This is a genomic window from Muricoccus harenae (assembly GCF_009848505.1).
In the GTDB taxonomy this organism is placed as follows: Bacteria; Pseudomonadota; Alphaproteobacteria; order Acetobacterales; family Acetobacteraceae; genus Roseomonas; species Roseomonas harenae.
On sequence record NZ_WWDL01000003.1, the window covers coordinates 184,011 to 205,884 of the forward strand.

24 protein-coding genes and 1 tRNA gene are annotated in these 21,874 nt (G+C 69.1%); 14 read left to right on the forward strand and 11 right to left on the reverse strand.

All coding sequences use genetic code 11. The features are described from left to right. Positions 1-2 precede the first annotated feature (2 nt). Positions 3-707 (forward strand): ABC transporter ATP-binding protein, encoded by a 705-nt coding sequence (locus tag GSE44_RS04360; protein ID WP_159347602.1) that lies wholly within the window; start codon positions 3-5, stop codon positions 705-707. 13 nt (positions 708-720) lie between these two features. Here the strand turns inward: GSE44_RS04360 and GSE44_RS04365 are convergent, their stop codons facing one another. Together GSE44_RS04365 and GSE44_RS04370 are read right to left on the reverse strand one after the other, a co-directional pair. Next, positions 721-2,805: an Ig-like domain-containing protein gene (locus GSE44_RS04365; RefSeq protein WP_159347564.1), complete on the reverse strand. Its 2,085-nt coding sequence runs from the start codon at positions 2,803-2,805 to the stop codon at positions 721-723. A gap of 66 nt (positions 2,806-2,871) precedes the next feature. Beyond that, the gene (locus GSE44_RS04370) at positions 2,872-3,093 is read right to left on the reverse strand and encodes a hypothetical protein (RefSeq protein WP_159347565.1); all 222 of its coding nucleotides are present in this window, start codon (positions 3,091-3,093) and stop codon (positions 2,872-2,874) included. A gap of 159 nt (positions 3,094-3,252) precedes the next feature. On the opposite strand from GSE44_RS04370, the gene GSE44_RS04375 reads away from it, so the two are divergent. Together GSE44_RS04375 and GSE44_RS04380 are read left to right on the forward strand one after the other, a co-directional pair. Then, on the forward strand, positions 3,253-4,374 hold the full coding sequence (locus GSE44_RS04375; RefSeq protein ID WP_159347566.1) for a branched-chain amino acid ABC transporter substrate-binding protein: 1,122 nt from the start codon (positions 3,253-3,255) through the stop codon (positions 4,372-4,374). Between the two features lie 340 nt (positions 4,375-4,714). Next, positions 4,715-5,632: a hypothetical protein gene (locus GSE44_RS04380; protein ID WP_159347567.1), complete on the forward strand. Its 918-nt coding sequence runs from the start codon at positions 4,715-4,717 to the stop codon at positions 5,630-5,632. Between the two features lie 95 nt (positions 5,633-5,727). On the opposite strand, the gene GSE44_RS04385 is transcribed toward GSE44_RS04380, so the two are convergent. Further along, a complete protein-coding gene (locus GSE44_RS04385) occupies positions 5,728-6,225 on the reverse strand; it encodes a flavin reductase (RefSeq protein ID WP_159347568.1) in 498 nt (165 codons plus the stop codon). Between the two features lie 130 nt (positions 6,226-6,355). On the opposite strand from GSE44_RS04385, the gene GSE44_RS04390 reads away from it, so the two are divergent. After that, on the forward strand, positions 6,356-7,597 hold the full coding sequence (locus GSE44_RS04390) for a hypothetical protein (protein WP_159347569.1): 1,242 nt from the start codon (positions 6,356-6,358) through the stop codon (positions 7,595-7,597). A 25-nt stretch (positions 7,598-7,622) separates the two neighbouring features. Here GSE44_RS04390 and GSE44_RS04395 read toward each other — a convergent pair whose 3' ends face one another. Continuing rightward, the gene (locus tag GSE44_RS04395; protein ID WP_159347570.1) at positions 7,623-8,168 is read right to left on the reverse strand and encodes a GNAT family N-acetyltransferase; all 546 of its coding nucleotides are present in this window, start codon (positions 8,166-8,168) and stop codon (positions 7,623-7,625) included. Positions 8,169-8,286: 118 nt separating this feature from the next. Between GSE44_RS04395 and GSE44_RS04400 the strand changes: the two genes are divergently transcribed. Together GSE44_RS04400 and GSE44_RS04405 are read left to right on the forward strand one after the other, a co-directional pair. Beyond that, complete coding sequence (locus tag GSE44_RS04400; RefSeq protein WP_159347571.1) at positions 8,287-9,114, forward strand: CoA transferase subunit A; 828 nt, start codon at positions 8,287-8,289, stop codon at positions 9,112-9,114. Further along, positions 9,111-9,866: a CoA-transferase gene (locus GSE44_RS04405; RefSeq protein WP_159347572.1), complete on the forward strand. Its 756-nt coding sequence runs from the start codon at positions 9,111-9,113 to the stop codon at positions 9,864-9,866. Before GSE44_RS04400 ends, GSE44_RS04405 begins: the two co-directional genes overlap by 4 nt. Positions 9,867-9,917: 51 nt before the next feature. Here GSE44_RS04405 and GSE44_RS04410 read toward each other — a convergent pair whose 3' ends face one another. The 3 genes from GSE44_RS04410 to GSE44_RS04420 all read right to left on the reverse strand — a co-directional run bounded on the left by GSE44_RS04410 (position 9,918) and on the right by GSE44_RS04420 (position 12,127). Continuing rightward, positions 9,918-10,595, reverse strand: a complete 678-nt coding sequence (locus GSE44_RS04410) for a hypothetical protein (RefSeq protein WP_159347573.1) — start codon at positions 10,593-10,595, stop codon at positions 9,918-9,920. Between the two features lie 173 nt (positions 10,596-10,768). After that, positions 10,769-11,158, reverse strand: a complete 390-nt coding sequence (locus GSE44_RS04415) for a RidA family protein (RefSeq protein WP_159347574.1) — start codon at positions 11,156-11,158, stop codon at positions 10,769-10,771. A 12-nt stretch (positions 11,159-11,170) separates the two neighbouring features. Next, positions 11,171-12,127 (reverse strand): Bug family tripartite tricarboxylate transporter substrate binding protein, encoded by a 957-nt coding sequence (locus GSE44_RS04420; protein WP_159347575.1) that lies wholly within the window; start codon positions 12,125-12,127, stop codon positions 11,171-11,173. Positions 12,128-12,313: 186 nt separating this feature from the next. Between GSE44_RS04420 and GSE44_RS04425 the strand changes: the two genes are divergently transcribed. The 5 genes from GSE44_RS04425 to GSE44_RS26155 all read left to right on the forward strand — a co-directional run bounded on the left by GSE44_RS04425 (position 12,314) and on the right by GSE44_RS26155 (position 16,561). Beyond that, positions 12,314-13,474, forward strand: a complete 1,161-nt coding sequence (locus GSE44_RS04425) for a mandelate racemase/muconate lactonizing enzyme family protein (protein WP_159347576.1) — start codon at positions 12,314-12,316, stop codon at positions 13,472-13,474. Between the two features lie 73 nt (positions 13,475-13,547). Next, entirely contained in the window at positions 13,548-14,765 is a 1,218-nt protein-coding gene (locus GSE44_RS04430) for a CaiB/BaiF CoA transferase family protein (protein ID WP_159347577.1), read from the forward strand. Between the two features lie 128 nt (positions 14,766-14,893). Beyond that, a complete protein-coding gene (locus tag GSE44_RS26440; protein WP_408015089.1) occupies positions 14,894-15,190 on the forward strand; it encodes an MCP four helix bundle domain-containing protein in 297 nt (98 codons plus the stop codon). Further along, positions 15,099-16,433, forward strand: a complete 1,335-nt coding sequence (locus GSE44_RS04440; protein WP_159347579.1) for a HAMP domain-containing methyl-accepting chemotaxis protein — start codon at positions 15,099-15,101, stop codon at positions 16,431-16,433. Before GSE44_RS26440 ends, GSE44_RS04440 begins: the two co-directional genes overlap by 92 nt. Next, complete coding sequence (locus GSE44_RS26155; RefSeq protein ID WP_268893621.1) at positions 16,430-16,561, forward strand: hypothetical protein; 132 nt, start codon at positions 16,430-16,432, stop codon at positions 16,559-16,561. The genes GSE44_RS04440 and GSE44_RS26155 overlap by 4 nt, the downstream gene beginning before the upstream one ends. A 28-nt stretch (positions 16,562-16,589) precedes the next feature. Here GSE44_RS26155 and GSE44_RS04445 read toward each other — a convergent pair whose 3' ends face one another. From GSE44_RS04445 to GSE44_RS04455, 3 genes are all read right to left on the reverse strand, one after another. Continuing rightward, a complete protein-coding gene (locus tag GSE44_RS04445) occupies positions 16,590-17,441 on the reverse strand; it encodes a CDP-alcohol phosphatidyltransferase family protein (protein WP_159347580.1) in 852 nt (283 codons plus the stop codon). A gap of 2 nt (positions 17,442-17,443) precedes the next feature. Then, positions 17,444-18,136, reverse strand: a complete 693-nt coding sequence (locus tag GSE44_RS04450) for a phosphatidylserine decarboxylase (RefSeq protein ID WP_159347581.1) — start codon at positions 18,134-18,136, stop codon at positions 17,444-17,446. 84 nt (positions 18,137-18,220) lie between these two features. Further along, the gene (locus GSE44_RS04455) at positions 18,221-19,504 is read right to left on the reverse strand and encodes a LysM peptidoglycan-binding domain-containing protein (protein WP_159347582.1); all 1,284 of its coding nucleotides are present in this window, start codon (positions 19,502-19,504) and stop codon (positions 18,221-18,223) included. A gap of 141 nt (positions 19,505-19,645) precedes the next feature. Between GSE44_RS04455 and GSE44_RS04460 the strand changes: the two genes are divergently transcribed. Continuing rightward, positions 19,646-20,323: a cytochrome b/b6 domain-containing protein gene (locus tag GSE44_RS04460; RefSeq protein ID WP_159347583.1), complete on the forward strand. Its 678-nt coding sequence runs from the start codon at positions 19,646-19,648 to the stop codon at positions 20,321-20,323. Between the two features lie 21 nt (positions 20,324-20,344). Here the strand turns inward: GSE44_RS04460 and GSE44_RS04465 are convergent, their stop codons facing one another. Further along, positions 20,345-20,785, reverse strand: a complete 441-nt coding sequence (locus tag GSE44_RS04465; RefSeq protein WP_159347584.1) for a c-type cytochrome — start codon at positions 20,783-20,785, stop codon at positions 20,345-20,347. 170 nt (positions 20,786-20,955) lie between these two features. Between GSE44_RS04465 and GSE44_RS04470 the strand changes: the two genes are divergently transcribed. After that, positions 20,956-21,032, forward strand: a tRNA-Pro gene (locus tag GSE44_RS04470). Positions 21,033-21,240: 208 nt separating this feature from the next. Further along, on the forward strand, positions 21,241-21,874 hold a 634-nt coding region (locus tag GSE44_RS04475), incomplete at its 3' end, for a TorF family putative porin (protein ID WP_159347585.1).

Below are 21,874 nucleotides of genomic sequence, written 5' to 3' on the forward strand. Positions count from 1 at the left end.
CCATGCTGCGGATGGAGAGCGTGACCGCCGCCTATGGCGCGGTGGAGGCGCTGCGGGGCGTATCGGTGCATGTCGACGCCGGTGAGATCGTCACGCTGATCGGCGCGAATGGCGCCGGCAAGTCCACGCTGCTGATGACCATCTTCGGCGCACCCCGCGCGCGGGCCGGGCGCATCTCCTTTGAGGGGCGCGACATCACCGCATTGCCGATGCATGAGATCGCGCGCGCCGGAATCGCGCAGTCACCGGAGGGGCGGCGGATCTTCCCCCGCATGACGGTGCGCGAGAATCTGCTGATGGGCGCGCAGGCCATGGGCGTCGATCCGGCGCCGGGGCTGGAGCAGGCCTTCAACCTGTTCCCCCGGCTGAAGGAGCGCGAGGCGCAGCGGGGCGGCACGCTCTCCGGCGGGGAGCAGCAAATGCTGGCGATCGCCCGGGCGCTGATGTCCCGGCCCCGGCTGCTGCTGCTGGACGAGCCCTCGCTCGGCCTCGCGCCGCTGGTGGTGCGGCAGATCTTCTCCGCGATCCGGGAGCTGAATGCCCGCACGGGTCTCACGGTGCTGCTGGTGGAGCAGAATGCCAACCAGGCACTGCGGCTGGCGCATCGGGGCTATGTGCTCGTGACCGGGCGCGTGACGCTGGAAGGCACGGGGGCCGAGCTGCTCGCCCGGCCCGAGGTCCGGGACGCCTATCTGGGCGCCCACTGACCTCCCTTCCGCATCAGCCGATCAACGACCATTCGCTGCCGACAGCCGTGGTGACGCCCGCCCCATAGGTCAGGATGAAGTCGTCGGTGACGGACAGGATGCCGTCGCTCACGGTCAGGCGCAGGTTCAGGGCGCTCTCCCCGCAGGCCGCCGCCCCGATGCTCAGCGTCTGGGTGGTGCCGTCCAGGGTAAGCCAATCGGGAATGGCGCCGCCATCCGCCATGCTCAGCGTGTAGGTGAGCTTCTGGCCGACATCCGCATCGATGAAGTGGCCTGCGGCGAGCTTGAAGGCGGCGGGGGTGCCATCCGTGCGCACGGCCATGTCGGAGATGGGCGCCATCTCCACGGGCCGGTTGTCGACGAGGAGCGACACCTCCACCTTCCGGGGCGTGCCGAACTCGTCGCGCACCGTGATCTTGACGTGGTCGCGGCCGAGATAGCCCGCCTTCGGGGTGTAGGTGAAGGAACCGTCTGCGGCGAAGGTGATGAAGCCTTCCTTCGCCGTCCCGATGGGAATGCCGATCGCCTCATCCACCCTCAGGCCCTGGCCGTCGGTCAGGTCATTGGTCAGCACGCCCTCGGAGGCGTCCCCCATCAGAGCAACGCCGGGCTTGACGACATAGCTGTCGTCCCTGGCCTCCAGGTCCGGGCGCACCCGGACGGTGATCTCCTTCATGAAGGCCGAGCTCCCGTTGCCGTCGCTCGCGAGGAGGACAACCTTCACATTCGTCTCCCCCGCCTCATAGTCGAGGCTGGCGCCTGCCTTCAGCGCAAGCTTGCCGTCCCTGATCTCGAAGCGGCCGGACAGCGGATCGCCACCGGCGACTGAGAGGGTATAGCCGGTCCTGGCGCTCACCGCGCCAAGCGTGACGCCCACCGCATCATCCGCCACCACCATCTGGCAGTTGACGAAGTTCAGGCCGAAGGAGTGGATAGTGGTGCTGATGGTGCTGCTGGCGCCCCACTGGTCGGTCGCCTTGATCGTCAGTTCGGCGTCGGTATTCTCGGTGAACTTGCTGTCGGCCTTGAGCTTCAACCGGTAGGCGCTGTCCGACCGGACGATCTCGAACATGTCGGCCTTGGTGCCACCGATGGAGAAAGAAACCCCGTCGTCATTCGCGTCCTGAACATCGAGGATGCCCACCTCCGCGCCCTTGGTGCGGGACACCACGGCATGGTCCGTGAGCGTCAGGGTGGGGGCGAGGTTCGTAAAGGCGGAGAAGCTGGCGGTGGCGCTGCTGGTGTTCCCGAGCGCGTCGCTCATGACATAGGTGAAGCTGTCGGTGCCGACATAGCCGGCATTGGGCGTGTAGACCGCGGCGCCGTTCGCCTGGGTCGTGACCGAGCTATGGGCGGTCGCGAAGGTGCCGATGCTGACGGCCGCCAGCTTCACGCTGAATTCCTGAACCTGTTCGTTGGCCAGTAGGTTCATGGCCAGCGTGCGGTCATTCGGCGTTCGGCCGGCATTCTCGGAGTGGGCGCCCCAGGGCTCCACGACATTCGTCAGGTCGACAATGGCGTGGTGGTCGCGGCGGATGCCGTAGGAATCCGTGACGCGCAGGCTGACGAGGTAGTCGGACCCGGCCTCATAATCGCCGAGCGTCGCGCCTTCCTTCAGGAAGAGCGAGTTCCCCGAGACGTAGAAGCCGGTATGCAGGCTCGTGATCGTGTGGGTGTCGCCCAGATCGGGATCGATGACGCTGAGCGTGCCGAGGTTCAGAGCGCCGGGCGCGTTCTCCGGCCGGGGTGAGGCGGCCAGGGTGACGCCGGTGGACGCGCGGGCGGTGGAGAAGATGAAGTCGTTCGCCGAGAGCTGGCCGAGGGTGACGGTTGGCAGCCGCAGGATGTCGGCACTGAAGGGCGAGCTGAAATCGATATGGAGGCCACCATTCGGGCGGACATCGACATGGCTCAGAAGTTCCGCAAAGCTGGTGATGCCGGTGTCCAGGAGCAGGATCTTGTCGGTGCCGGGCGTGAAGTCCGCGAAGGTGTCAATGCCGTGGCCGTCATAGATGAAGACGTCCTCACCGGCGCCGCCGATGAAACGGTCGTCGCCATAACTGCCGCGGACGGTGTCGGCGCCGGCCGTTCCCACCACGCGGACAGCACCGAAATCGATGGCGTTGACCGAGAGGCTGGTGGCGGTCTCTGCGGAGATGACGATCTACCCCGGGCCAAAAGCTGCGGCGGCCGTCTCGCCGAGGGCGATGCTTTGCGCTCCTGTGCCGCGCAGGATGATCTGGTCGAGGCCGGACATGCCCGTGAAATCGGAATCGACAACCGACGCATCGAAGTTCAAGAGGAGGTAGTCCGTCGCCGCCGTTCCGGCCACACCGGCTGCCGCGGCAAGCATCTGGTCCTTCGTATTGAACACAAAACGGGCCATGGTCTGATCCGATGATTGGTTAAAGCATCGCAACGGAAACGTGAGATCACAACAAGGTGTGGTCGCTGATTCCACTGCCACTTTCGGCAGCCTCGCACCGGCATTGAATCGGCTCCGGCTCAACGCCTAGGCTCAACCAAGCAGCCTCCGGAGATTCCCATGACTCTCGAACGCCGCGTCGTTCTCGGCGCATCCTTGTGCCTTCCAGCGCTCCTGGCATCACGCGGCGCCCTGGCCCAGGCGCGAACCGTCCGGATCGGGATGGTGGGGCCGCTGACCGGCGCCAACGCCACCTTCGGCGCGCAGATGCGCGAAGGCGCGACCCAGGCGGTGACCGATATCAACGCCGCCGGCGGCGTCCTCGGCCAGCAAGTGGTGCTGGAGACGGGCGACGATGCCTGCGACCCGCGCCAGGCGGTTTCGGTCGCCAACCAACTGGCGGGGCGCCAGGTGCGGGTGGTGATCGGGCATTACTGCTCCGGCTCCTCCATCCCGGCGAGCAAGGTCTATACGGAGGAAGGCGTGCTGCAGATCAGCCCCGCCTCCACCAACCCGCGCTACACCGACGAGGGCGCCTGGAACACCTTCCGCACCTGCGGGCGGGACGACCAGCAGGGCTCGATCGCCGGCAAGTACATCGCCGACACCTACAAGGGGAAGCGGATCGCCGTTCTTCACGACAACTCCGCCTATGGCAAAGGCCTGGCGGACGAGACGAAGAAGGCGATGAACGCCGCCGGCACGACCGAGGCGATCTACGCCGCCTACACCCCGGGCGAGCGCGACTACAATGCGGTGGTGTCGCGGCTGAAGGCCGCGAATGTCGATGTCATCTATGTCGGGGGCTATCACACCGAGGCCGGGCTGATCGTGCGCCAGGCCAAGGAGCAGGGCATGAACGTCACGCTCATCGGTGGCGACGCGCTGATGACGAACGAATTCTGGCAGATCAGCGGCGCGGCTGGAGAGGGCACGCTGATGACCTTCTCCTCCGATCCGCGCAAGCGCCCGACGGCGGCCGAGGTGGTGGCGCGCTTCAAGGCCCGCAACGTCGATCCTGAGGGCTTCGTGCTCTATACCTATGCCGCGACGCAGATCTGGGCCGAGGCCGCAAAGAGGGCCAATTCGGTCGAGCCGCGCAGGGTCGCGGAGACGATGAAGGCGAGCGGGCCCTGGCAGACAGTGCTTGGCCCGATCAGCTTCGACCGCAAGGGCGACGTCACCGTGCCGGACTATGTTTTCTATGTCTGGAAGAACGGCACCTACGCCGAGATCTCTTGATCCGCGTGGGGCCGGCACCCATCTCCCGCTTCGTCAACAGCATGAAAGGAGGTGATCCGGTGTCTCATCGCATCAACCAGGTCTTCGCGTCCGCCACCCGGATCACCGTCGGCGCCTAACTCCGACGGGTCACCGGAAGACGCGGGCCGCGAACCGGCCACGCGATGGGAAGGCCCTGGCGGGAGACCGCCGGGGCCTTCTGCGCATCTGGGGGTCCGGATGTCCCTTCGTGGCTTGCAGGCCACGCTGCGCGTCCCGCGCCATACTTCCGGGCAACCCATCCTGGGCATACCCGTTGCCCCGCGAGAACCATCATGGTTCGAAATAAGGGACGCACGGCATGTCCGGCTACAACCAGTCACAACACACATCTACCCAGCCCACGGTCGCCACGCGGGCGCCGGAGGGTGCGCCGGTGCTGCGGCACCGCATCTCCTGGGGCGCTATCCTGGCGGGGGCGCTGGTCGCCATCGCGGTCGGCGCCTCGCTCAACGTGCTTGGCTTCGCCATCGGGGTGACCACGGTGGACGTCCAGGCGCGCGAGACGCCTTCCGCCACCACCCTCGGAATCGCGGGCAGCATCTGGATCCTGGTCTCGAACCTGCTCGGCCTGGCGCTGGGTGGCTATACGGCCGCACGGCTCTCCGGCACGGCGGACGAGCATGACGGAACGCTGCATGGCGCGGCGGTTTGGGCCACCGCCTTCCTCGTTTCGGCGGTGCTGCTGGGCAGCATGGTCTCGGGTGCGGCGCATACCGCGACCAACGCGCTTTCCGGGGTCATGAGCGGGGTCGGTCAGGCCGCTGGGCAGGCGGCGCAGGCCGCGGCGCCGCAGGTGGATACCGACGCCCTTGTGGAGCGGGCGCGCGTCGCCCTTTCCGGCCCGAGCGACCCGGCACGGATGACGCCGGAGCAGCGCGGGGCGGAGATCAGCACCCTGGTGGGTAAGCGGGTGGCGAATGGCAACCTCTCCGACGCCGACCGCACCCGGCTGAACCAGTTGGTCGCGGCCGAGGCCGGGATCCCCGAGCAGGAGGCCGCGAGCCGCGTGCAGGCCTATGAGGCCGAGGCGCAGCGTGTGGCGCAGGAGACGGAGCAGAAGGCGCGCGAGGCGGCGGATACCGCAGCCAAGGCAGCCGCCATGGCCGCCTTCTGGGTCTTCGCGGCGCTGGTACTCGGTGCGGGGGCGGCGATCATCGGCGCGCGCACTGGGACGCGGGACATGGTCCACCTCGCCGGGCGTCGCCCGGTCGCCTGACCACCAGCCGTAGTCACCAATGGGCGTGCGGCCAGTGGCCGCGCGCCAAGCGCTTCCGGCACCGGTGTCCGAAGGGAGGCCGGTGCCGGCTTATGTCAGCCCGGCAGTCCGACCGGGTGGTAGTTGCGCGAGAACCAGATAAGCGCCGGGCGCGCCGTGCCGAGGCGGATGGCGCGGACCTGGGCGAACATCACGCTATGGGTGCCCTTCTCCAACACTTCCTCCACAACGCAGTCGAGGGCCGCGACGGCATCCTCGAGCACCGGGGCGCCGGTGGCCAGGGTGGTCCAGCTGCCCTCGCTGAACCGGGTCGCCTGATCGGCACCGGTGAAGCCGGCGAAGAGGTTGGACAGGCTCTGGTCCTCGCCTGAGAGGACGTTCACGCAGAGGACCCCATTCGCCTTGGCGGCCGGGTTGAGGCTGCTGTTGCGGTTCATGCAGACGAGCAGAGTGGGCGGCGAATCCGTCACGCTGCAGACGGCGCTGGCGGTGATGCCGACGCGCCCGCCGGCAGGGCCATCGGTGGTCACGATCGTCACGGCGGCACCGAGACGCGCCATGGCATCGCGGAATTCCTGACGGTTCGGCTCCATGGCGGCACTTCCCTCTCGACCGGCGGTCAGTCCGGTATCGCCCCGTTCGGTCGGATTTCATAGGCCAGGGGCAGTACAGGATATGGGGCCGGCTGGTGCGCTGCCGCAGGGGCGGCCCTAGATGCGGGGGATGAGCCCGTCCGATTTCGCCAATCGCCTTACCCCTGCCCTCCCCCGCCGCGCCGCGCTTGCCATGCCGCTCCTGGGCATGGCCGCCGCGCGAGCCGGAGCGGCGGGGGGGGCGCCGGCCTGGTCCGCGCTGGCACGGGATGCGCTGGCGCCGATCCGCGGCGCCTTGGCCGCGGCCGAGGGCCCGGTGCTGCTGAAATCCTTTACCACCGAGCGGCACGAGGATTTCGACCGCGTCCATGCCGAGGTGGCCTTCACCTATGACAATGCCCTGGCGGGGCTGGCGCTGCTGGCGGGCGGGGATCGGGCGCTTGCGGCCCGGATCGCCGAGGCGCTGCGCCTGGCGCAGGAGCAGGATCGCCATTGGCGGGATGGCCGGCTGCGGAACGCCTATCCGGCCGGGCGGGTCTACCCGGAGGCGCCGCGGAGCATGCGTCCGCCCGGCTGGTGGGACGCGGCGCGGGGGCAATGGCTGGAGGATGGCTACCAGGCTGGCAGTGCGGCAGGCCCGGCGGCCTTCGCCATGCTGCTCTGGACGGCCCTGGGGGACCCGCCCTTCCGGCAGGCCGCGGAGCGCACGGCGGATTGGCTGGAAGGGTTGCGTGGGCCAGCGGGGTATCGCGGCGGGACGATCGGGCATGAGCCGGCGCCGGCTGCGCTGCCCTGGGTGAGCACGGAGCAGAACCTGGACCTGGCGGTGGCGTTCGGACGGCTCGGCCGTGCGGAAGCTGCGGCGCATGCGGCGGGCTTCGTGCGCTCCATGTGGCAGAAGCCGGAGGGGCGCTTCGCCATGGGGCTGGCCCCGGACGGTTCGGTGAATGCGGGCAGTGCGCTGGATGCCAATCTCTGGCCGCCGCTGGCCTGGCCGGAACATGGGCTTGAGACGGCGCTGGACTGGGTGCTGGCGCGGCACGGCCTGCCGGCGGGGGCGCCGCCCGAAGAGATGGACGGGCTGGACTTCAACGACGACCGCGACGGCATTTGGCTGGAGGGCACCGCCCAGGCCGCGCTGCTGCTGCGACGGCTGGGGCGGGAGGCGCTAGCGGAGCGCTTCGCCGTAACGCTGGCCCGGCATCGGCGGCCGGATGGCTGGATTGCAGCGGCCAGCCTGCCCTGGCTGACCACCGGGCTCGGCACCGGGCTGCGGCCGGGAGCGGCGGATTTCCTCTATCCGGCGCGGGGGCATCTGGCGGCGAATGCCTGGGCGGCGCTGGCCGGGCTGGATGCGAGCCCCTTCGGGTGAGGCCGAGTGCCATCGGGTTGCCACCCTAAACGGGGACCGTGTTGGCCAGCCAGTCTGCGCGCTCCAGACTGTACCAGACATGCCGGTGCAACCTGTGGTCCGGCGGCAGGCGCGGATGGCCGAAGCAGCCGGCGCGGCGCATGCCGAGCCGCTCCATCATGCGCCAGGAGCGCTCGTTCACCGGTGCGGTGAAGGCGACGATCCGGTCCAGGCCGAGGGCGCCGAAGCCTTCCGCAAGGGCGAGGCGCGCGGCTTCGGTTGCCAGACCACGGCCCTGGAAGTCGGGGCGGAAGCGCCAGGCGATTTCCACCGCCGGGGTAAAACTCGCCTCGAAGGAGACGTGGAAGAGGCCGCACAGGCCCGCCAGTTCGCCCTCGGCCTCCACCGCGCGGGCGCCGAAGCCATAGGTGGCGTGATGGGCCAGGAAGCGGTCCATCAGGGCATCAGATTCGGTGCGGGAGAGCGGCGCCGGGAAGTGGTGCATCACCTCCGGATCGGCGTTCATGGCGGCGAAGGGCGCGCGGTCGGATTCGCGCCAGTTCCGCAGGATCACGCGCGGCAATGTCGTCATCACCCCTCCCCTGGACCTCGCCCCTGGCGCCTGGGGCCTCGCCCGAGGTGGAGGCGGGGGTTTGCAGCGGGTGCAAGCGAGGGGAAAATGCGCCAGCTTAGCCGCCGGAGGAAATAGCATGACCCAAGCGAGCCTGGAGGCCCTGGCGGCCAGCGTGCCGGATGGCGCGTTGCTGGCGCTGCCACCGGATAATTCCCTGCCCTCGGTGGCGCTGGCCAAGGCGCTTATGCGGCGCGGAGCCAAGGGGCTGCGGCTGCTCGGCGTGCCTGTCTCCGGCTTTGCGACCGACCTGCTGATCGGCGCCGGCTGCGTGGCGGAGGTGCAGACGAGCGCGGTGTCGCTCGGCGAGGCCGGATTCGCGCCGCGCTTCTCAGCAGCAGTGAAGGCGGGAACGATCCTGCTGCGCGATGCCACCTGCCCCGCCATCCACACCATGCTGCAGGCCGCCGAGAAGGGTGTGCCCTTCATGCCGCTGCGCGGGGTAGTCGGCAGCGACATTCTCGCGCACCGGCCGGACTGGCGCGTGGTGCAGAACCCGTTTTCCGAGACGCCGGACCCGATCCTGCTGCTCCCGGCGCTGCAGCCGGACGTGGCGGCGGTGCATGCGGTGATGGCCGATGAGGCGGGGAATGTCTGGGTCGGTCGGCGGCGCGAATGCGCGACGCTGGCCCATGCCTCGCGCCGCCTGCTGGTGACGGTGGAGCGGGTGGTGCCCGGCAACATGCTGGAGGATGAGCGGCTGGCGCCGGGGGTGATTTCGGCGACTTATGTGGAAGCCTTCGCCGTGGCGGAGCGCGGCGCGCATCCGGTGGCGCTGCTGGACGAATATGGCTTCGATGCCGGTTATGTCGCTGCCTATGCGCGGGCCGCGCGGACCGAGGAGGGCTTCCGCGCCTGGGCGGAGGAGCATGTCTTCAACCGCATCGCGCGGGAGGCCGCGGAATGAGCGGCGCGGTGCAGCCCGAGGAGCGGCTGGCGGCGACGCTGGCGCGGCTGATCCTGGATCCCGCCGCGCCGCCGGTGCGGCATATCGCCGTGGGCGCGGCTTCGCCCATTCCAGCTGCGGCCTGCTGGCTGGTGGCGAAGTCCGGCCATCCGGTGCGACTGTCGCTGCTGCATAAAAGGAGCGGCAATCCCTTCACCGAGGGAACGCGAGAGTTGTTCGACCTGACAGGCCAGGGGCGGATCGATCTGTTCTTCCTCGGCGGCGGGCAGATCGACGGGCAGGCGAACATCAACCTGATCGGCACGGGCGAATGGCCCGGCGCCGGCGTGCGCTTCCCGGGCAGCTTCGGCTCGGCCTTCATGTACTTCATGACCCCGCGCACCATCCTGTTCCGCGAGGAGCATTCGCCGCGCGTGCTGGTGCCACGCGTCGACCACGTCTCGGCGCCGGGTGTTTCGCCGCCGGAAGTGTTCCGTCGCGGCACGGCGCAGGCGCTGGTGACGGGACGTTGCGTCTTCCGCTTCGAGCCGGCGCGCGCGCGCTTCGTGCTGGAGAGTGTGCATCCGGGCGAAAGCCTGGAGACGATCCGGGCGGAGACGGGCTTCGACTTCGACGCGCCGGATCAGGTGGTGGTGACGCCGGATCCCTCGGCGGAGGAGCTGGCGCTGCTGCGCGGGGCGGTCTGCGACGAGATGGTGGAGACTTATCCGGAATTCTGTGCCCGCGTTTGGGCGCGGAAGGCGGCAGCCTAGAACGGCGCGGCGGACGGGGAAGGCACCGCGCCTTCCCCGTTCGGCGCAGCTTCAGCAGTCGGAACAGGTCAGCAACGGCTGGCCATGGGCTTCGCACATCTGCACGCCGCTTCCCTCCACGGGAAGATTGCGCTGCGGCGGCGTGTTGACCGAGCCGTTCATGTTCACCTTGGCATCGCCGAGGCTCCGGTTCATCAGCCGGAGATAGGCCAGCACATCGGTCGGCTCCCAGCCGGTCTGTTTGGAGAAGAAGTCCACGCTCGGCAGCTTGCCCTTGGTGCCGAGCTTCTTGACCGAGATTTGCTTGTCCGAGCCGCCGGCGCGCAGGGCGCGGATCACGGTGGTGGAGCAGTTCTTCTTGATGCTGTGGTAGGAGGCCGATTCATAGGCGTAGCCCTGCCACCACAGCTCGATCGCGCGGGTGTTCAACACGCCGTCGGCGATCTCCACCACCACATCAGCGCCGCGATGCTCATCGCGCACATCCGCCTGGTAAGTGGCGTTGCAGCGGTGCTTGACCTTGTAGATGTCGGTGGTGCCGATCAACTTGCCAAGCATCTTGGCAAGAAACGGGTTCTTCTTGTTGTCCACCATGTAATTGCGCTCATCATCATGGGACGGCCACCAGGAGATGTATGGCCCTGCCTCGACTTGGATCGAGGAATGCCCCCAGGCGGCGCCCTCTCCGCCACGGACGTGATCCCAGGAATAGACCCAGACCTTCGCCATCCGGCGACCTCGCACACGAGTGCGTGAGAGCTTTGCGTGCTTTTTGGACGGCCGCTAGTTTCGAGATAGGCTATTTCCGAGACAACGCTCCATCTACTGCAACGCGTGGCGGCGCGAGGGCCCATCAGCAGGGACCTCGCGCCACGTGCCTGGGTATGGAAGTGCCGTCAGTCCTAGGCGAGCACCGCCACGCATTCGATCTCCAGCAGGAAGTTCGGACGCGGCAAGGAATAGACGATGGCGGTGGTGCGGGCAGGGTACTTCCCGTCCGGGAAATGCGCCGCGTAGATGCGGTTCATCTCCTCGAAATCCTCACGCCGCGTCAGCAGGACGTTCACCTTCGCCACCCGGTCCCAGCCACCGCCGGCATGCTGGAGGATTTCGGTGATCGTCTTCATCACCTGGGTCATCTGCGCGGTGAAGTCGCCGATGGCGAGCTTGCCCTGCTCGTCATAGGCGGGAATGCCGGAGATGTAGAGCAGGTTGCCGACCTTCACCGCCGGCGAAAGCGGTGCGGCCACCTTGAACTGGCCGGGGACATGGATGTGCTCGAGCGGGGTCATGGTCGTTCCTGATCAGCCGGGCTGCAGGTTGGCCGCCCGCACGACCTCCGCATAGATGGCACTGTCGCGCTTGATGCGGGTGGCGAGCTCCTCGGGGCCCCGGGCCAGGATGTCGAGGCCGATCTCCTCCATCCGCGCGCGGGTGGCGGGGCGGTTCAGCGATTCGAGCCAGGCTTTGGAGAGGGAGGCCACCACCTCGGGCCGGGCACCCGTGGGCATGACGACGCCGTACCAGGAATCCGAGACCGCGGCCGGGAAGCCCAACTCGATGAAGGTCGGCAGATCCGGCAGCAGTCGGTGCCGGCGGGGCGCGATGATGCCGAGCGGGACCACCTGGCGCTCCTTGATCGGCGACAGCACGTCGGGGAGATTGGCGAAGGTGTAGTCCACCCGCCCGGCGATCAGATCCGTCAGCATCTGCGGGGTGCCGCGATAGGGCACGTGCTGGGCGTTCAGCCCGGCCATCAGCTTCAGATGCTCCATGCCCATGTGCTGGCTGGTGCCCTGGCCGTTGCTGCCGAAGGACAGGCCCGGGCCGGGCTGGCGCGCCTTGGCCAGGAAGTCTTGGAAATTGCCGGCCACCGAGGGGTGGCACACCATGACATGCGGCATCTCGACCAGCAGCGCGAGGGGCTGGAAATCGGCCAGCGGATCATAGGGCTTCGGCTTGTGCAGCGTGGGGTTCACCGTGAAGCTGTTGGCCACGACCAGCACGGCCTGGCCGTCCGGCGGCATCGCCTTGACCGCCTGCACGGCGACGAGCGTGCCCGCGCCCGGCCGGTTCTCCACCACCACGTTCTGCCCAAGGATCGGCTGCGCGCCATCCGCGACCATGCGGCCGACGAGGTCGATGCTGGAGCCCGGGGGAAAGGGAACGACAAAGCGGACAGGGGCGTGGGGCTTCCACTCCTGCGCAAGCGCCGGGGTGGCGAGCAGGGCGGGCATGGCGAGGAAGGAACGGCGTCGCATTCGTTGTTCTCCGGCGGCCTGTCGGCGGACGCGATGGCGCCGCGTCCCGGCGCCCGTGGGTCGGAAGGTTGGCTCTGGAAAAGCAACCCCCGTGCCAACGCCCTGCGCCCAGCAGCCCTGAGGGCAAGCCGTCTTGGCGGCCTGTTGCGCCGGAGCCATGCTGCACCGGCAAGCGGGGAAAATACCATGCGAATCATCGACCTGCGGGAGGTGACGGCGCCCATCGCCTCCTCCATCGCCAATGCCTATATCGACTTCAGCAAGATGACCCTTTCGCTGGTCGCCATTGTCACCGACGTGGTGCGGGACGGGCGGCGGGTGGTGGGCTATGGCTTCAACTCCAACGGCCGCTACGGCCAGGGCGGGCTGATCCGCGAGCGCTTTGCGCCGCGGCTGATGGAGGCCGACCCGGCATCGCTGCTGAACGATGCGGGCGACAACCTGGATCCGGACCGCATCTGGGCGATGCTGATGAAGAACGAGAAGCCCGGCGGGCATGGGGAGCGCTCGGTCGCCGTCGGCACCATCGACATGGCGGTGTGGGATGCGGTGGCAAAGATCGCGGGCAAGCCGCTCTTTCGCCTGCTGGCGGAGCGGCATGGGCGCGAGGCCGATCCACGCGTCTTCGTCTATGCGGCGGGCGGCTACTACTACCCCGGCAAGGGGATCGAGCAGCTTCGGGCGGAGATGCGGAGCTATCTCGACCGTGGCTACAGCGTGGTGAAGATGAAGATCGGCAATGGCATCGCCGAGGACCGCCCTCGGATCGAAGCCGTGCTGAAGGAACTGGACGGGAAGGCGCGGCTTGCCGTGGACGCCAATGGGCGCCTGGGGCTCGAGGACGCGGTGGCCTATGCCAAGATGCTCCGGGACTATCCGCTGTTCTGGTACGAGGAGGCCGGCGATCCGCTGGACTACGCCCTCCAGGCCGCGCTGGCCGAGTTCTACCCCGCTCCCATGGCGACCGGCGAGAACCTGTTCAGCCACCAGGATGCCCGCAACCTGCTGCGCTATGGCGGCATGAGGCCGGACCGCGACTGGCTGCAATTCGACTGCGCCCTCTCCTACGGGTTGTGCGAGTATCAGCGCACGCTGGAGGTGCTGAAGGTGGCGGGGTGGTCCCCGAGCCGCTGCATTCCCCATGGCGGGCACCAGATGTCGCTGAACATCGCCGCCGGCCTCGGACTGGGCGGGAATGAGAGCTATCCGGACCTGTTCCAGCCTTATGGCGGCTTCCCCGACGGGGTGCGGGTGGAGGATGGGCATATCGCCATGCCTGAACTCCCCGGCATCGGCTTCGAGGGGAAGTCGGACCTGATCAAGGTGATGCGGGACCTGGCCGAATAGCCCCTGATCGCCCTTCCCGGCTTGAGCCGGGCGGCCCGTGGGGGCAGAACGGGCCAACGGAGGAAGATCCTATATGACTGACGCGCTCCCCCAGGCCGAGACAAAGACCGGCGGTGCCCTTGCCGGCATCCGGGTCATCGACCTCACCCGCGTTCTCGGCGGGCCCTACTGCACCATGATCCTGTCGGACCATGGGGCGGAGGTGATCAAGATCGAGCCTCCGCAGGGCGACGAGGTGCGCGCCTGGGGCCCGCCCTTCCTGGATGGCACGGCGAGCTACTTTCTCGGCGTGAACCGCAACAAGCGGAGCATCGCCCTCGACCTTTCCAAGCAGGAGGGGCGTGACGTGCTGCTGCGCCTGCTGGAAGGCGCGGACGTGCTGGTCGAGAACTACAAGCCCGGCAGCATGGAGAAGTGGGGGATCGGCTACGACACCCTCTCCCAGCGCTTCCCGCGCCTGGTGCATTGCCGCGTTTCCGGCTTCGGCGCCACGGGCCCGCTGGGCGGGCTGCCGGGCTATGACGCCATCGTGCAGGCGATGGTCGGGCTGATGTCCATCAACGGCGAGCAGGGCAGCGGACCGCTGCGCATGGGCACGCCCGTGGTCGACCTCGCGACCGGCCTCTATTCCACCATCGGCATCCTGATGGCCCTGCAGGAGCGGGAGCGTTCCGGACGCGGCCAATATGTGGACATGACGCTGCATGACTGCGGCATGGCGCTGCTGCATCCGCAGGCGGCGAACCACTTCCTGAACGGCAAGCGGCCGGTGGCCACCGGCAACCCCCATCCGAATATTAGCCCCTATTCCAAGTTCCCCACCGCAACCTGCGAGATCTTCGTCGCCTGCGGCAACGAGCCCGCATGGCGGAAGTTCTGCGCCTTCCTGGGTCTGGATGAGCTGGCGAAGGATCCGCGCTTCGCCACCAACGGCGACCGCGTGGTGAACCGCGACGCGCTGAACGCCCTGCTCGAGGAGCGGCTGAAGACCGAGGATGGGCATGCGCTCTGCGACCGCATGCTGAAGGCCGGGCTGCCCGCCGGGCCGGTGCTGCATGTGGACGAGGCCGTCGCGGCCCCGCACACGGCCGCCCGCAACATGGTTGCCGAGATCGGCGAGTTCCGCGCGCTCAACACGCCGATCAAGCTCTCCCGCACGCCCGGCGGGGCGCGCACGGCGCCGCCACGCTTCAACGAGCATGGCGAGGCGGTGCTCTCGGCCGCCGGCTACTCCGCGGAGGAAATCGAGGCATTGAAGGCGCAGGGTATCCTCGTGGAGACGCCGCGCTAGACGGCAGGCCAAAGGACCGGCCGCGACGGACCGTCGCGGCCGAGAAACTGAATCTTCAGCGATGGCGCCGATGCTGGCCGTGGAATCACCTCGGCAAGGCCACGCAACATGCGCTCCGATCCCTCTCCATCCGCGGCAAGCTCCTGGCTGCCTTCGGATTGATCTTCGTCCTCATCCTCGGGCTGGGCGGGATGTCCGCCGCCCAGCTCCAATTCATCAACGGAAATACGCGCGACCTTCGCGACAACTGGATGCCCTCCATCCAGGCCCTGGGCGAGTTGAAGCTGCTGGTTTCCCGCGAACGCACCCGCGCGGCCCGGGTGATGGGAACGAGTGACCCGGCGCAGCGCCAGGCAGCGCCAGGCAGCGCTGGCGGATTACGAACAGGCGCGGCCGCTGACGGAGGCGGCCAGCCGGCGCTATGAACGGCTGATCTCCTCCCCCGAGGAGCGCACCCTGTTCGAGCGGATCAGGGCAGAATACAGCAGCTATTCCGACCACTTGGCGCCGCTTCTTGCCGGGACGGTCGGCGATGCGGCGGCGATGGCGAATTTCAACGGGGAATCCGTCCGCCTCTTCCGCGCGGTGCTGGAGACGCTGGACGCCGCGAGTGCCCTGAATGATGCGGGCGGTGCTCAGGCGGCACAGGAAGCCGAAGCATCCTATTCGCGCGCCCTGTGGCTGACCCTTGGCACGCTCATCCTGGCCGCGGTTCTTTGCGGGATCAGCGTGGTCTGGCTGGCCAGCAGCGTGGGCGGCGGGGTGCGGAGCCTTTCGGCCTCGATGCTGCGCTTGGCGAAGCGAGACTACGGCTTTGATCTGCCGGAGATGGCGCGTGCCGACGAGATCGGCGACATGGCCCACGCCGTCGCGACCTGCCGGGATGGGCTGCGCAAGGCGGATGCGCTGGCCGCCGCCCAGGCCGCGGAGGCAGCCGCGAAGGCGGCGCGTGGCGAGCGCGTGGACGGGCTGCTGCGAGGATTCGAGGCAGAGGCCGCCAAGGTCCTGCGCGGCGTCGCCTCGGCGGCGGTCGAGCTGAACGCGACGGCGGGGGAGATGGCCTCCACCGCCCATGACGGGGTGGAGCGTGCGACCTCGGTGGCCGCGGCCTCCGAGCAGGCGAGCGCGAATGTCCAAACGGACGCGGCCTCGGCCGAGGAGCTGGCAGCCTCCATCGCCGAGGTGGCGCGGCAGGTGGCCAGCTCCGCCGATGTGGCGCGGCGGGCGGCCGATGATGCGCGGCAGACCGATGGCGCGGTGCAGGGGCTGTCCGAGGCGGCACGCAGCATCGGCGACGTGGTGCGGCTGATCAACGACATCGCGGGCCAGACCAACCTGCTGGCGCTGAACGCCACCATCGAGGCGGCGCGCGCCGGCGAAGCCGGGCGCGGCTTCGCCGTGGTTGCCAGCGAGGTGAAGACCCTGGCGGCGCAGACCGCCAAGGCCACCGAGCAGATTGGCAGCCAGATCGCGGCCATGCAGGGGGAGACGGAGCGTGCAGTCTCGGCGATCGGGGGAATTGTGCGGACGATCGGGGAGATGAACAGCATCACCACCCAGGTCGCCGCCGCCGCCGAGGAGCAATCCGCCGCAACGCGGGAGATCGGCCGGCGGTGGCCGAGGCGGCTTCCGGCACCCAGGATGTTTCCCGGCACACGGCGGGCGTGACCGAAGGCGCGGAGCGCACCGGGGCGGCAGCGGCGCAGGTCCGATCGGCCTCGGGCGAGCTGGCCCAGCAGGCGGAGCAGCTCCGTGGCCGGGTGGATCGCTTCCTGTCGGAAATCCGGGCGGCGTGACGCCCGGCAAGGGCCCCTCGCCGGCGTCTTAGCCGGCGGCGGGGCTTTCGGCTTCCGCGACCGGCGGCCGGGCAGCCTCGGCCGTCAGGCGGCGGTGTGAGCGAAGAGAGAAAGGGATCATTCCCACATAGACGATCCCCGCGGCCGCCAGGGCGGCCCAGGGCTCCGCCACCAGAAGGGCGGCATAGGCGGCGGCGCCGAGCAGGAGCGGCAGGACCGCCTGGCGCGGCACCTTGACGTTCTTGAAGGACCAGGTGGGTAAGGTGCTGACCAGCAGCGCCGCCACCGCCACCAGCAGGATGGCGGAGAAGAGCGGGTGGCGGAGAATGTCGGCCAGGCCGGTCAGGCCCCAGCCCTGCAGCGTCAGGGCCGCGAAGATCGGGAAAAGGGCCAGCCCCGCCCCGGCGGGAGCCGGAACGCCGGTGAAAAAGCCGGCCGGCCGCGGCACGGCACCGGGCTGCGCCGGCGCGTCGATGGCGGCGTTGAAGCGCGCCAGGCGCAGGGCCATGCAGGCGGCGAAGAGTAGGCAGGGCATGAAGCCGAAGCCCCGCGCCTCGTGCAGCGACCAAAGATAGAGGATGAAGGCGGGCGCCACGCCGAAGCAGAGGAAGTCCGACAGGCTGTCGAATTCCGCCCCGAAGCGGGAGGTGGCCTGGAGGAGGCGGGCGAGGCGGCCGTCCAGCGCATCGATGAAGGCGGCGACGACAATCAGCGTCACCGCCGGTTCCCATCGATCATCCAGGGCGAAGCGCACCGCCGTCATGCCGGCGCAGAGGCCGAGCATGGTCAGAATATTCGGCAGCAGCCGGTTGAAGGACAGGCCCTGCAGCCGCGGCCGGTGGCGCGGTGTGAAACGGAAGCGGCGCGGGGCCTGTCCCATACCTATTCCTGAATCCCGGCAGGGTGGGTGAGGTCGGCGATCACAGTCTCGCCGCCGATCATGGTCTGGCCGGTCACGACGATGGGGCGGACGCCCACGGGCAAATAGAGGTCCGTGCGGCTGCCGAAGCGGATGATTCCGAAGCGGTCACCAGCGCGGACGCGGTCCCCTTCCCGCACATGGCAGAGGATGCGCCGGGCGATCAGCCCCGCGATCTGCACCACTGCGAAATCGCGGCCATCCTCCAGCCGGACGGCGATGGCATTGCGCTCATTGTCCTCGCTCGCCTTGTCGAGGGCGGCGTTGATGAAGGCGCCATGGCGATAGGCGATGCGGGTCACCGTGCCGTCGATCGGCATGCGGTTCACATGCACGTCCATCACGGAGAGGAAGGTCGCGACCCGCCAGCGCGGCGTGGAGCCGAGGCCCAGTTCCTCCGGCGGCACGGCGGGCTCGATGGAGACGATATGGCCGTCTGCCGGGGCCAGGAAAAGGCCGGGCCTCCCGGGCGGATACCGCTCCGGGTCACGGAAGAAGTAGAGGCAGAAGGCGGTGAAGGCCGCCCCCAGCCAGAAGATCCAGCTCCCGAAGGCCAGGCCGCCGATGACGGCCACCACGATGCCGCCGATCAGGAAGGGACGACCCGCCGGATGCGGGGGCGCGAGGACGAGGCGCATACCGTAGGCGAGTGACATGATGATCCAGAAAAGAGGGGAGCCCGGTTATGGTTTCTTGGCCGCCGCCGGGCAACCCTTGGCAGTGCCGGCGCCTGCCGCGTTTCAGTCGCCCAGGGGCAGGGTGAAGATCTGACCGGGAAAGATGCGATCCGGGTTCTGGATCAGCGCCTCATTGGCCTGGTAGATCACCGTGTAGCGGATGCCACGACCATAGGCCTCACGCGCGAGGCGCCAGAGGCTGTTGCCGGGCTGCACCACCACGCGCCCATCCCGCACCGCGTCGAGCGGCAGGGATTCGCGCTGGAAGGCCACCTCGATCCGGCTGGCGACAGCGGCGTTGCGGACGGCCTGCACGCCGGCGGGGCGCTGGATATTGAGCTGGTCCACGCGCAGGGTGTGGCGGCCGACCGGGGGCGGCTCGGCCGGGGTGAGCGACCAGCGGCCGGCGGGATCGGCCTCGGCATCGCCCAGGTGGCGGTCACCGGCATAGACGCGGAGCTGCGCGCCGGCAGGGGCGGTGCCGGCGAAACGCATGGTGTTGCTGTCGTCGTAATCGACCACGTCCAGGCCAAGCGGCGCCTGCACCTCCCCGGCGGGCCGGGCGGAGAGGCTGCGCGGGGCTGCCGCGGCCGTGGGCGGCAGGAGGAGAACGAGCGCCTGCTCCGGCCGCGCCAGGGCAGCAGGTCCGGCGGTGGGGAGGGAATCCTCGCCGGCAGTGTCGCCCCCGTTTGCGGAGCCGGACGCCTCCCCAAGGCGGGCCAGCTGGTCCGTCCGCTCCGTCGGCGATGCAGCTTTGGCGGGGAAGGCCGTTTCCGGTTGCTGCGCCCCCGGGCCGGCACGGGACGCCCCTTCCGCCGGGGAGGACTGCTCGGCGCGGGCCTGGGCGACCGCCTGCGGTTCGGAGGGGCCGACCACCAGCACCGTGTCGAAGCCGGCGATCTCCTCGCCGCCGGGCGGGCGGGAGCGGAGGGATAGTTCCCTGGCGCCAGCGCCGATCGGCTCGGGGGGCAGGATCACCCATTCGCCGCGCGAATCCGCACGGGCGCGGCCGATCTCACGTTCGCCGTCATAGAGCACCACCTCGGCACCGGGGGCAGCGCGGCCGGCCACCACCATGTTCCCGCGTGCACCCATCCGGACCACGTCGAAGCGCGGCGGGCCGAACGCCTGGCCCGGCTGCGAGGCAGGCCGAGCGGCGGGGGCAGTGGCGGAGGGCGCGGCGGCTTCGCGTCGCGCCGCCTCGGCGGGCGCGGCAGGCAAGGATGCGGAGACGGCGACAGTCGGCGCTGCCGCACGGTTCCCCATTCCGTAATAAGCTCCGGCCACGACGACGCCGGCCAGGACTGCCAGGCCGCCGACGACTCGCAGCCGCGATGCGTCTGTCATAACGCGGTAAGTACGTCCGCAGGGGTATCGATCACAAGAGCGCGCGTGAGCGGAAACTGCGATTCCGCCCCCTCCCCCGCCATCCCTCTGGGCCTGGAGCCAGGGGCTTCCCTATCCTGCCCTCTTGGAGCGGAGGGCGGCATGGGCGACGCGGCCGGGCAACTGGTGAAGGTGAAGGTCTGGGACGGGTGGATCCGGCTGGTCCACTGGGCTGTGGCGGTGCTCATCGGCATCTCCTGGTGGACGGCCAGCACCGGGCGGATGGAGTGGCACATGCTCTCCGGCGAGGTGATCCTGGCGCTGCTGCTCTTCCGCCTCGCTTGGGGATTGGTCGGATCGGACACCGCGCGCTTCTCGCGCTTCCTGCGCTCGCCTTTGGCGGGGCTGCATCATCTGCGGCGGCTGCACCGGCGAGAGCCGGATGCCGAGATCGGGCATAATGCGGCCGGTGGCTGGATGGTGCTGGCCATGCTGGTCCTGCTGCTGGTGCAGGCGAGTTCCGGGCTGTTCACCGATGACGGCATCCTCGCCCGGGGGCCGCTGGCACGCAGCGTGGCGCCGGAGACCGGCGATGCGGCGCGCAGCCTGCACCTGCTGGGCTTCGACCTGATCCTCATCGCCGTCGGGCTGCATGTTCTGGCCGTGTTGGCCTATGCGGCGCTGAAGCGACAGGACCTGGTGCGGCCGATGGTCACAGGCTTCAAGCGGCTGCCCGGCGCCATGGCGGGGATGGCGCCACGCATGGGCAGCCCCTGGCTGGCGCTGCTGCTCCTCGCCATCGCCGCCGGGGTGGTCGCAGCCATCGCCCGGCAGGGCTGAGACCGGACCGCCCCTCGCGAATCAGCGGCTGCGGTTGTTCCGGTGGCAGGCGCCGCAGGCGCTGCCCATCGCGCGCACCGCTTGGCCGGTGGCGGCGGCATCGCCGCTTGCGGCCGTGTTGCGCAGCGCCTCGGCCGCCGTCGTGGCATTGGCCGCGGCACGCTCAAAGCCCGGGCGGTCCGACCACACGGCAGGTAGCGCCTTGGAGCCGTTGCCATCCGAGCCGGGTGGGAAGAGCAAGGGCAGGTCGCGGAAGAAGGCCACCATCTCGTCGGCACGGGCCACGGTGTCGCGCGTGTTGCCCCCGGAATTGGCCACCGCCCCGATCGCCTCAAGATTCGCCTGCATCCGGCGCAGCCCGTCCTTCCGGGTGGACACAGGATCGGGCTGCGCAATCGCGCCGCCTCCGAGGAGGAGCGCCGCCAGGGCGGCGGTGGTCAGGAAGAGGCGAGGACGCGCCATCGGGCATGTTCCATGTTGCGGGCCAGAAAGCTTAGCCGTGCTGCCTGTTCCGCACAGCGATTCGCGGCGCGATTTCCTACGGGATTCAGCGCCCCTGCCGATTGCGGCTCAGGTGCCCTTGCCGCCATCCCGGCACGGCGCTATACGCCGCCGCCCGGAGGTCGTCGTGACGGAGCGTAGCTCAGCCTGGTAGAGCACTGTGTTCGGGACGCAGGGGCCGGAGGTTCGAATCCTCTCGCTCCGACCAGACGACATCCAGAAGCCCCGCCCGGCGAAAGCCTGGCGGGGCTTTCTCATGATGCGGCTGCGGCCGCATCGCCGCTTCATGCGTCGATTCGTGGCGGATCGGCAACAGACACCCCGTGATCGGCACGCCTCGCGCCCAGCTGCCAGGCACGTGGCACGGCCCTCGCAAGACGCTCCTGCACCACGCCAGAGCGTGAGGGGAAGACTCGATGACAACGAACATCGCCGCGGCATCCGCATTGGTCCTCGGCCTGTCGCTCGGCGCAGGCTCGGCCGGCGCCTTCGAGCTGGAGGATGCGGGGCTGACCATCGGCATCACGCCGACCATCTCGTCCGACTACCTGTTCCGCGGCGTCAGCCAGACGCGCAACCGCCCGGCCGTGCAGGGCACGATCGACATCCAGCACACCACCGGCTTCTATGTCGGCGCCTTCGCCTCGAACGTCGCCTTCCTCGGCACGAATGCGCGCCAGGAAATCGATGCGCTGGCCGGCTGGCGCACCTCGGTCGCGGGTGTCAGCCTCGATCTCGGGGGCATCGCCTATACCTATCCGGGCTATGACAACCCGGCGGGCTCGGGCCTCTACGACCTGCAGTATTACGAACTGGCGGTGAAGGCCTCCTACGAGGTGCCGAACCTGCCGGTTCCAGCCAAGCTGCTCGCCTCCTTCAACTGGTCCCCGAACTATCAGCTCGAGAGCGGCAACGGCTACTACGTCGAAGGCGGCGTGGAAGTCGGCCTTCCCTTCGACTTCACCCTCGCCGGCCGCGCCGGATACCAGTGGATCCAGAACAACACGCGCTGGGGCTCGCCCGACTTCGCCAACTGGAACGTCACCCTGT